This is a genomic window from Thalassospira sp. MCCC 1A02898 (genome assembly GCF_001618185.1).
In the GTDB taxonomy this organism is placed as follows: domain Bacteria; phylum Pseudomonadota; class Alphaproteobacteria; order Rhodospirillales; family Thalassospiraceae; genus Thalassospira; species Thalassospira tepidiphila.
Window position 1 is genome coordinate 24,343 of record NZ_LPXK01000004.1, and the last position, 9,116, is coordinate 33,458.

The 9,116-nt window shown below is 56.0% G+C and carries 6 protein-coding genes; 2 read left to right on the plus strand and 4 right to left on the minus strand.

The genetic code is table 11. The features are described from left to right. Nucleotides 1-66 precede the first annotated feature (66 nt). Complete coding sequence (locus tag AUQ41_RS04910) at nt 67-582, plus strand: SH3 domain-containing protein (protein WP_063087024.1); 516 nt, start codon at nt 67-69, stop codon at nt 580-582. A 40-nt stretch (nt 583-622) separates the two neighbouring features. Here the strand turns inward: AUQ41_RS04910 and AUQ41_RS04915 are convergent, their stop codons facing one another. Further along, the gene (locus AUQ41_RS04915; RefSeq protein ID WP_063087025.1) at nt 623-1,672 is read right to left on the minus strand and encodes a hypothetical protein; all 1,050 of its coding nucleotides are present in this window, start codon (nt 1,670-1,672) and stop codon (nt 623-625) included. Nucleotides 1,673-1,850: 178 nt separating this feature from the next. Beyond that, nucleotides 1,851-3,242 carry a class I SAM-dependent RNA methyltransferase gene (locus tag AUQ41_RS04920; RefSeq protein WP_063087026.1) on the minus strand — a complete coding sequence of 464 codons (1,392 nt, stop codon included), beginning with the start codon at nt 3,240-3,242 and terminating at the stop codon, nt 1,851-1,853. A gap of 374 nt (nt 3,243-3,616) precedes the next feature. On the opposite strand from AUQ41_RS04920, the gene AUQ41_RS04925 reads away from it, so the two are divergent. Further along, nucleotides 3,617-6,241 (plus strand): EAL domain-containing protein, encoded by a 2,625-nt coding sequence (locus AUQ41_RS04925; protein ID WP_063087027.1) that lies wholly within the window; start codon nt 3,617-3,619, stop codon nt 6,239-6,241. Nucleotides 6,242-6,325: 84 nt separating this feature from the next. Here AUQ41_RS04925 and mgtE read toward each other — a convergent pair whose 3' ends face one another. Next, the gene (gene mgtE / locus AUQ41_RS04930; protein ID WP_008890066.1) at nt 6,326-7,729 is read right to left on the minus strand and encodes a magnesium transporter; all 1,404 of its coding nucleotides are present in this window, start codon (nt 7,727-7,729) and stop codon (nt 6,326-6,328) included. A 178-nt stretch (nt 7,730-7,907) separates the two neighbouring features. Then, a partial coding sequence (locus AUQ41_RS04935; RefSeq protein ID WP_255356170.1) for a phosphate acyltransferase occupies nt 7,908-9,116 on the minus strand: 1,209 nt, incomplete at its 5' end.

Here is a 9,116-nt window from a genome sequence, read left to right on the forward strand (position 1 = left end):
TTATTTCGCAACAGCGAATTATTACAAAACCAGCGCAAATGGAATAAATGAAGGAATACCAACAAGATGCCGCAGGTTTTGCGCAAATTTCTGTATCGCTTCATGGCCTTGGCGATTCTTGGCAGTCTGACCACTCCGATCGTGGCCAGCGCACAGGAATCGGGCCTGCCGATCCCGCGATTTGTCGCGCTGCGCTCTGACAAGGTATTTTTACGTTCTGGCCCCGGCCTGCGATATCCGAAAGTCTGGATTTATCACCGTCGCAATATGCCGATGGAAGTGGTGTCGGAATTCGATACCTGGCGCAAGGTACGTGACTGGGAAGGCAGCGAAGGCTGGGTTCATCAAAGCCTTCTGATCGGGTCGCGCCACGTCATCGTGACCGATGAAAACATCACGCTCTATTCCGCCGCCGACAAGAATGCCCGCAAGATTGCGCTGGTCTCGGCAAGTGTGATTGGCCGCATCGAAGACTGCCCGGCGACGGTCGATTGGTGTCAGTTGCGGTTTGGTGATTTCGAAGGCTGGGCGCCCCGCCACGGGTTCTGGGGGATCTACGAAGGCGAGAATGTCGAAGGATAAAACGCCTTCCTGCTGACCATTTCGGAAACTCCGATCAGGCTCACGCTTCGACAGAAACCCGATTGGCCGGACGATCCGCACGACCACTGCCGCCCGATGTTCCATTGCCACCGCTGTCATATCCGCCAAACCCGCTATTAACCAACGGCTGGGCTGTTCCGCTGTCTGGAACAGCTTGGCCAAGGAAGTCTTGTGATTGGCTCGGATCGTCGTCTTCGGCGGTTGGATCGAAGAACGGATCTTCTTCCTGTTCCGGCACAGGATCAGGGCGCGGTTCTGGCAAGGCAATACCACCAACCGCGACTGTCTGGTTGGCAAGCTGTGCGGAAATATCGCCAAGATAGGCCTGCAGGTTTTGCGCAATGTTTGCCTGCGCATCCTCGCGACCAGATGGTGCCGATGCCGCCAGTTGCGCCTGGACAATGTTTTCACCCGCAACCTGCGAAACGCGGTTCTGGTCCTGCGCTGTTCGCAAACTTCCCTGATCAGCAGAAACGGAAATCTCGCGATCCCGAAGGGCTTGCTGCGCCTCATCAACCAGTGCACGCGCATTGGAAACGCCCGTGCTGTCGGAAACATTTATCGCCGAAAGGCCGGTCGCCAGATCCTCGGAACTCGACGCCGACAACGTCACATCGATACGATTGTCTGATGATGTGCCACTGCCAACCTGCAGCGTAATCGTCTGATCCGATGCCAGAAGGTCGCGGCCCTCAAAATTGCTATTGGCCGCGATATCGTCGATCCGGGTCAGATAATCTTCGATCTGCGCATTTAACTGCGCGCGTTGCTGTGTGGACAGATCGCTGTTTTCTTCCGCGACCGTGACAAGCGCGTCAATTTCGTCAAGCGCATCGCCAATCCGCGAAAGATCGCTTGATGCCTGACCAAGAAGTTCACCGGCACTGCCCAAAGACTGGTTTAGTTGCGCATTGGTAGAACCTGCGCTGCGAAGCGGGTCGGTATTGCGGTTTGTGTTTTGATTGTTGGCGGAGAACTGGCTGCTTTCAGGCGCAATCAACCTGTTCTGCGGGGCAATTGCACGCGCAGTACTGGTATAGATCGGCAACTGACTGGCCAGTGGTTCCATTGTTTTTCCGCTCAAACAAGCCGGCAAAACAACTACGTGCTGCACGGGCAAAGGGACTGATCACTTTCAATCCCTTGCCAACCTGACCATCCTGGTGTCCGGCGGAAATACCAACTGATAGTATAGTATATCAGTGATTAAAAATTAAGCCCCAAAGCGCACCGCTCTGCAAACGGCGTCAACCGGCAGAACCGCGGCGCAAAATAGCGAATAATTCAAGATGTGACGACCACAGGAACTGATCGACTGGCACGACTTTGGTGATTTCATAGCCGCCATTCCGAAGAACCCGCATGTCACGGCTAAATGTCGCCGGATTGCATGATACGGCAATGATCCATTCCGGCCCGTCCACGGCAAGCGTCTCTGACTGGGCAAGGGCCCCGGCACGCGGCGGATCAAACACGACAAGGTCAAAGCTGCTGAGTTCATCCCCAACAAACGGCTGGCGAAACAGATCGCGCTTTACGACCTTGACCGGGCTACCCGATTGTCCGACCGCATATTGCAGTAACTCGACGGCCCGCGGATCACTTTCCACAGCCGTGACCGAACGCCGTTTGCCCGACAGGGCCAGTGAAAATGTAAAACTGCCCACACCACAAAAAAGATCGGCAACGTTTTTCGGCGCGATATCAGCCAATGCCGACTTGATGGCCGCAACCAGTGCCTGTTCCCCGTCCTGGGTGGCCTGCAAGAAACCGCCCGGCGCAATCGCCACTTCGACACCTTCAAAACGAACAACCGGCAAATGACGCGCTGCAACCGGTTCGTCAGGACGATCCCCGGTTTTCCAGCTCAGCCGCGCGATATTTTGCGCTTCTGCGAATTCCGCCAGATCTTGGCGCATATCAAGGTCAGGATCGTTGCTTGCCTGAATAAGCACATCCAGACCACTGTCGGTCAGGGTGACAAACACTTCCTTGATGTCGCGTGCATGTTCCGGCGGGCAGGCTTCAAGGAACATGACAAATGCTTCGCGAAAGGCCATCAGTTCCGGGCGCAATACCGCACAGTCGGGCACATTCAGAACCGTGTGACTAAACCGCCCATGGAAACCGACAAAAACGCCGGTTGCGCCGACATGCACCGAAAAACCGGCACGACGTCGACTTGCCGGCGGTGAAATCTCGACATCCCCGACAAGTGTTTCGGCATCTTGCGGATCAATACCGGCACGCTGAACCGCCACAAGCGCCTTGTCACGCTTCCAGATGCGGTAATCGTCATCATTCATATGCTGCAGGGCACAGCCCCCGCATTCCTTGAAATGCGCACAGCGTGGCGTGTTATAGCCACTCGAACGTGCGATTTCGGCAACCACCTCTGCCCCATACCCGTCGCCACGTTTCTGGCGAAGGGCAACGCGCACCTGATCACCCGGCAACACGCAATCCACATAAATCAAAACCGATTTACCATCTGGCGTCGCGACATGGGCAATCCCATCGCCGCGCGCACCAATCTGTTCGATGGTGACGTCTGCTTCAAACCCGATCAGCGGATCACGCCGGGATGGCTGACGTTTGCGTCCTCCCCGTGCACGGGGATTGCGGTTATGGTGTTTCATGGACTCTCTCTGGGGGTGATCTTTGTCACACAATGACCGGCCTTTACTGCGGGTGCCGGATTTCCGCCTCAGATACAACACTTCACGTTTTCAGAACAGGGGCTAACACGGATTTATTATCGCCAAACCTGTATCAAAACCCTGTCCCGGAACAGTTTTTGGCAATTACCGTCAAAAATTAATCCGTAAATGCAGGCGACCAACCCCTTAAAGTCGTGTAAGAATAACACCATAAACAAATAGTACCGGTTATCGGCCAGCAAAATACACTGGCATCTTTATCCATCGGTGCATGGATGTTTACTGGTGATAACCGTATGCACACACATCCTGATCGGGGAGGATCAGCAAGGGTCGTTGTGTTTGGGGGAGAGATGGAAGAAGAAACAAAGCACGCTGAGGAAAACGCAACCAAACAAACGTCACGCCTGAAAAAACGGGCTTTGGCGGCTGGTTTTCTGACGGCTGCTTTCTTCGCATCTGTCACATATCTGATTTGGCAAATGGTTGAAAGCGATCGCCGCGTAATCCTTCAATCTGCCGGCCAGATTACGGCAAATTCCGTTTCCCAGCAGATCAAATCCATTGTGAACAATAACCTCGCGGTGCTTGAAAGCTTTGCCGACAATTGGCAGAGCGGCCCGCCCGAGGACGAAAGAGATTATCTTTCGGTTGCGACCCCGCTTCAAAGCCGCTTCCCGGCACTCCAGGCGATCAACTGGATAACGCCAAACTACATCATTTTGTATGTCGCCCCGATCAAGGGCAACGTCCCGGCCATGGGGGCGGATCTCAAGCGTCATCCGCTTGCTGGTCCGGTTCTTGATATCGCGCTTGATCAACGCCGCACCCAGATCACACCAACGCTTGAGCTCATGCAGGGCGGGCGCGGTTTTGCGGCCTATACCCCGGTTCTGGGCCGCGATGGCGAGATTATCGGCATCATCAACGGGGCGTTTCGCATTCGCTCCATGCTGGCGGCGGTGATCAATACCGAACAGGTCGAAGATTACACCGTCCGTGTCCGCGAAGGTGACACTGTTCTGTTTGAAATTCGCGGTGAAGGTGATGATGAAACCCTTCAGCGCACAGTCGCCTTTGATGTGGTTGGCCGCCAATGGCAGGTCGATGTCATTGCCGATCCGCAACTGGCGCACAGCACGATCAATCCCGAACTGATCCTGATATTCGGCGCACTGACGACCATTTTGTTCACGACGATTGTCTTCCTGCTGAGCAACCGGCAGAAAATGGCAATGCGCCGCACGGTTCATCACATCCATGCTGGCGATGACATCAGTGACCTGTCGCTATCAATCACCAAGCTCGACGGTCACCTGAAATCAATGTCGCCGGAAACCGCCGAATTCTTTGATTTGCGCGAAGAGGATTACGGCTTTATCCGGTTTTATAACCTCGCACCGGAATTCCAGTCGGATGGCACCGCATCCCGTCGTTCACAGGAAAAGATGCTGCTTGCGATCAACCGTGGTGATGACGAACTCAGGCGCGAATGGATCGTGCGCAGTGCCGAGGGCGTGCATGTCGTCTGCGACCTGACAATGCGACCATCCACCACCCATCCGGACTGTGTCGACATCACCTTGCATCACAACCCGGCCGCCAATGCATCGGTCAACCGATTGCGCTATCTGGCGACGCATGATCCGCTGACCGGCCTTCCCAACCATGCCCTGTTTGAAGATCGCCTCAATCAGGCGGTTGCCCATGCCAAACGCTATGAAAAGCTTCTGTCGGTTCTTGTCGTCGATATCGACAATTTCCGTGCGATCAATGACCGGTTCGGGGCCGATGTCGGCGATGAAACGCTGCGCACCATTTCCGGGCGCCTACGTGCCACCGTGCGCGAAAAGGATACCTGTGCGCGGTTCTCGGGCGATATGTTTGCCATCATCGCCACCGACCTGTCCGAGGCCGAGGGGGCAGCCCTTGTCGCCGAACGCGTGGTCGAAGCCATGTCGCAACCGATCCTGACCACCACGGGCGATGAAATCCGCCTGCATGTCAGTGTCGGTGTCGCACTTTATCCCAACGATGCCCGCGCACCGTCGCAATTGATGGCCAATGCCGATGCGGCAATGTACCGCGCCCAGAAATCCGCAGAATCATCTTATTGCTTCTTCGTCGAGACGATGAACAACGTGATGCATGCGCGCCTGTCGATGGAAACGCAGTTGCGCCGTGCGGTCGATGAAAAACGCTTCGTTCTGGAATATCAGCCGCGCTATCGCACATCAGACCGCACCCTTACCGGGTTCGAGGCGCTGCTGCGCTGGATTGATGACAGTGGCAAACGCCGCCTGCCGCCCGATTTCATCGCGGTTGCTGATCGGACAGGCCTGCTTTCACCCCTTGGTCACTGGATCATCGAGACGGTATGTAAACAGGTCGCCGACTGGCGCCGTCAGGGCTATGTCCCGGTGCCGATTGCACTTAACGTTTCAAGCCGCCAGTTCATTCAGGCCGATCTGATCAAGAACATCACCGATCTGACCGCCGAACATGAAGTTGATCCGGCGATGATCGAGATCGAGGTGTCCGAAGAAATCGTCATGCGCGATCCGGAACGCGCCCTTGGTCAGTTCTATCGTTTCTCGGAGGCGGGCATTGGCCTGACACTTGATCATTTTGCGGCCGGCAACACGTCGCTGCGGTATCTGAAACGCTTCCCGGTCCAGCGCATCAAACTGTCCAAGTCGCTGTTTAATGTCGCACTTGATGAACAGCCCGAAAACAGCGTCCTGCAACCAGCCATCCGGCTGTGTAAAAGCCTGAACCGCAAGGTGGTTGCCGTTGGCGTTGAAACCGAAGAACAGATGGCATCCCTTCAGGCGGCCGAATGCGATGAAATTCAAGGCTTCCTTCTGTCGCCACCGCGCGATGCGGCCGATACGATGGAACTCCTGATACAGCAGAAACCAACCAAATCGGCAGCCAAAGGCAAGTCACGGCCTGCCAGTGACACAAAATCGGGATAGCCTGAGCCTGACATTCCGATCAAAGAAAACCCCCGCAGCCGGATCGATTGCGGGGGTTTGTTTTTTGGTGTTCGAATGATGTGACTAAAGCAGGAAGACTGCCGCCAATCCCAAAAAGGCGAAAAAGCCGACAACATCGGTAATCGTTGTCAGGAAGACTGCCGACGAGACGGCCGGGTCAATGCCCGCACGTTCCAGACCAAGCGGGATCAGCGCCCCGAACAGGCCGGCAAACAGCAGGTTGATGATCATGGCAACGCCGATCACACCGCCAAGCAGCATGTCATCAAACCAGAACCACGTCACGGCCCCGGCAAGAACGGCAAAGGCCAGGCCATTCAGGCCACACACCGCGACTTCCTTGCGGATCACGCGCAATGCGTTGGTGCTGGTCAGCTCACGCGTGGCAATCGCACGTACCGCCACGGTCAATGTCTGCGTCCCGGCATTGCCGCCCATCGAGGCGACGATCGGCATCAGCACGGCCAGCGCAACAAGCTTTTCAATCGTGCCTTCAAACAGGCCGATCACAACCGATGCCATGATCGCGGTGCCCAGATTAACCAAAAGCCATGTAAAACGTGATCGGGTGGTGGCAAAGATCGCACTTGAAAGGTCGTCTTCCTCGCCGACACCGGCAAGGCGCATCATGTCTTCTTCGTATTCCTCGTCGATAACGTCAACGACGTCATCAACCGTGATCACACCGACCAGCCGGCCGCTGTCATCGACAACCGGGGCGGAAATCAGGTCGCGTTGACGGAACAGGTGGGCGACGTTTTCCTGTTCCTCGGTCACGACGACTGTGCGCATTTCATCTGATTCCATCACGTCACGGATCAGCACCGGGCGGTTTGTCCGGATCACGCGCGACAGCGGCACGATGCCCACGGGGCTGTAGCGCGGATCGACAACAATGATGTCATAGAAATCTTCCGGCAGGCTTTTGGCAGAACGCAGGAAATCAATGGTTTGCCCGACAGACCAGTAATCCGGGATCGCCACCAGCTCGCGCTGCATGATACGACCGGCGGTATATTCCGGATAAGACAGCGCCTCTTCAACGCGCGCACGCTCGATATCCGACAGCGCGCCAAGAAGTTCGCGCTGCTCATCCTCGTCAAAGTCCTCGATGACCTCGACGACGTCATCGGAATCAAGTTCGGTGATGGCCTCGGCCACCACATCGGTGCCAAGTAACCCGATGACTTCTTCACGAAGTTCATCATCAAGTTCGGTCAGGAATTCCGGATCAAAATCCGGCCGGATCAGATCGACAAGCAGTTCACGCTGGTTGGAGCTTGCCCAACCCAGCAAATCGGCAATATCGGCAAAGTGCAACTCGCCCAGAAGATCGGCAGCCTTGCTGCCTTCTTCCTCGCCCAGCGCATCAAAGATTTCGCGGGCATATTCGGGAGTCAGATCGACATATTCATCGCCAGACGACTTTTCCGCCGGCCGGTCGAGTTCTTCAACTTGACCTGTCATCTGCCCCTCCCTGCTTTAATGAGCCGCCAATTTTTCCTGCAAAAGATTAAACGCCGTGTCGGGCATTGTGTTCCAACGCCCGGCACGGCTGTTTCTGCGCTATCACATAGCCCCGGTCAAGAGCGCGATAGCAAATCACCCCAGCCCCGCTTGGGATCAAGACGGGGCTGGGAGTATGTTACTGGCTTTCCTGCGTTCGTGTGACGGCATCAACAACGGCAATCGCCGTCATGTTGACAATACCGCGCACGGTAATCGACGGGCTGACGACGTGGGCTGATTTGGCCGCACCGACCAGGATCGGCCCAACCGGAAGCCCATCGCCCAACATCTTGACCATGTTGTACGAGATATTGGCCGCATCCAGCGTCGGCATGACCAGAAGGTTGGCCGAACCGCTCAGCATCGAGTGCGGGAAGATCCGGTCACGGATCGGCTGCGAAATGGCTGCATCCGCATGCATTTCACCTTCGACCTCAAGATCGGGTGCCTGCGTTCTGATCAGCTGAAGCGCATCACGCATCTTGCAGGCAGACTTGTTTTCGTGGCTGCCGAAGTTGGAATGCGAAATCAACGCGGCCTTTGGCGTCATGCCGAAACGCTTGACGACGTCGGCGGCCATGATGGTGGTTTCTGCCACATGTTCCGGGGTCGGATCGACCGACACATAAGTATCGGTCAGGAAGAACGTCCCCTGCTTCATGATCATCATGTTGACCGTGGAGAAATCGGTAACCCCCTTGCGCAGGCCGACAAGATTGCGGACATAGCGCAGATGGCGCAGGAAACCGCCCTGACAGCCACACAGCATCGCATCGACTTCCCCGCGACGCAGCATCAGGGCCGCGATCACGGTCGGACGGGTACGCACAATCGCCCGGGCATATTCCGGGTTGATGCCGCGACGGCCCATGATGTTGTGGAAGTCCTGCCAATCCTGTTCGAAATGCGGATTGTCATCGGGATCGTGAATTTCAATCTGCTCATCGGGAACAAGACGCAGGCCAAGCTCGGTAATCCGTTCAAGGATGACCTCGCGGCGACCAATCAGCACCGGATGACAAATGCCGTCATCAACAAGCACCTGACAGGCCTGCAGAACACGACGCGATTCGCCTTCGGGATAGACAACGCGTTTCTTGTGCGAACGCGCCACGTCAAACACCGGCTTCATAACAAGGCCGGACCGGAAGACGAAACCTTCAAGCTGCTGACGATACTCGTCGAAATCCTCGATCGGGCGTTTGGCAACACCGCTCGCCATGGCGGCCTTGGCCACACGTGGCGGAATTTCCAGCATCAGGCGCGGGTCAAACGGCTTCGGGATAAGATATTCCGGACCGAATTTAAGCTCCTCCCCGCCATAGGCGGTTGCCACAACATCGGA

Coding starts and splice junctions, on each gene's coding strand:
- AUQ41_RS04910 (WP_063087024.1), top strand. CDS start 67: ATGCCGCAGGTTTTGCGCAAATTTCTGTATCGCTTCATGGCCTTGGCG.
- AUQ41_RS04915 (WP_063087025.1), bottom strand. CDS start 1,672: ATGGAACCACTGGCCAGTCAGTTGCCGATCTATACCAGTACTGCGCGT.
- AUQ41_RS04920 (WP_063087026.1), bottom strand. CDS start 3,242: ATGAAACACCATAACCGCAATCCCCGTGCACGGGGAGGACGCAAACGT.
- AUQ41_RS04925 (WP_063087027.1), top strand. CDS start 3,617: ATGGAAGAAGAAACAAAGCACGCTGAGGAAAACGCAACCAAACAAACG.
- mgtE (WP_008890066.1), bottom strand. CDS start 7,729: ATGACAGGTCAAGTTGAAGAACTCGACCGGCCGGCGGAAAAGTCGTCT.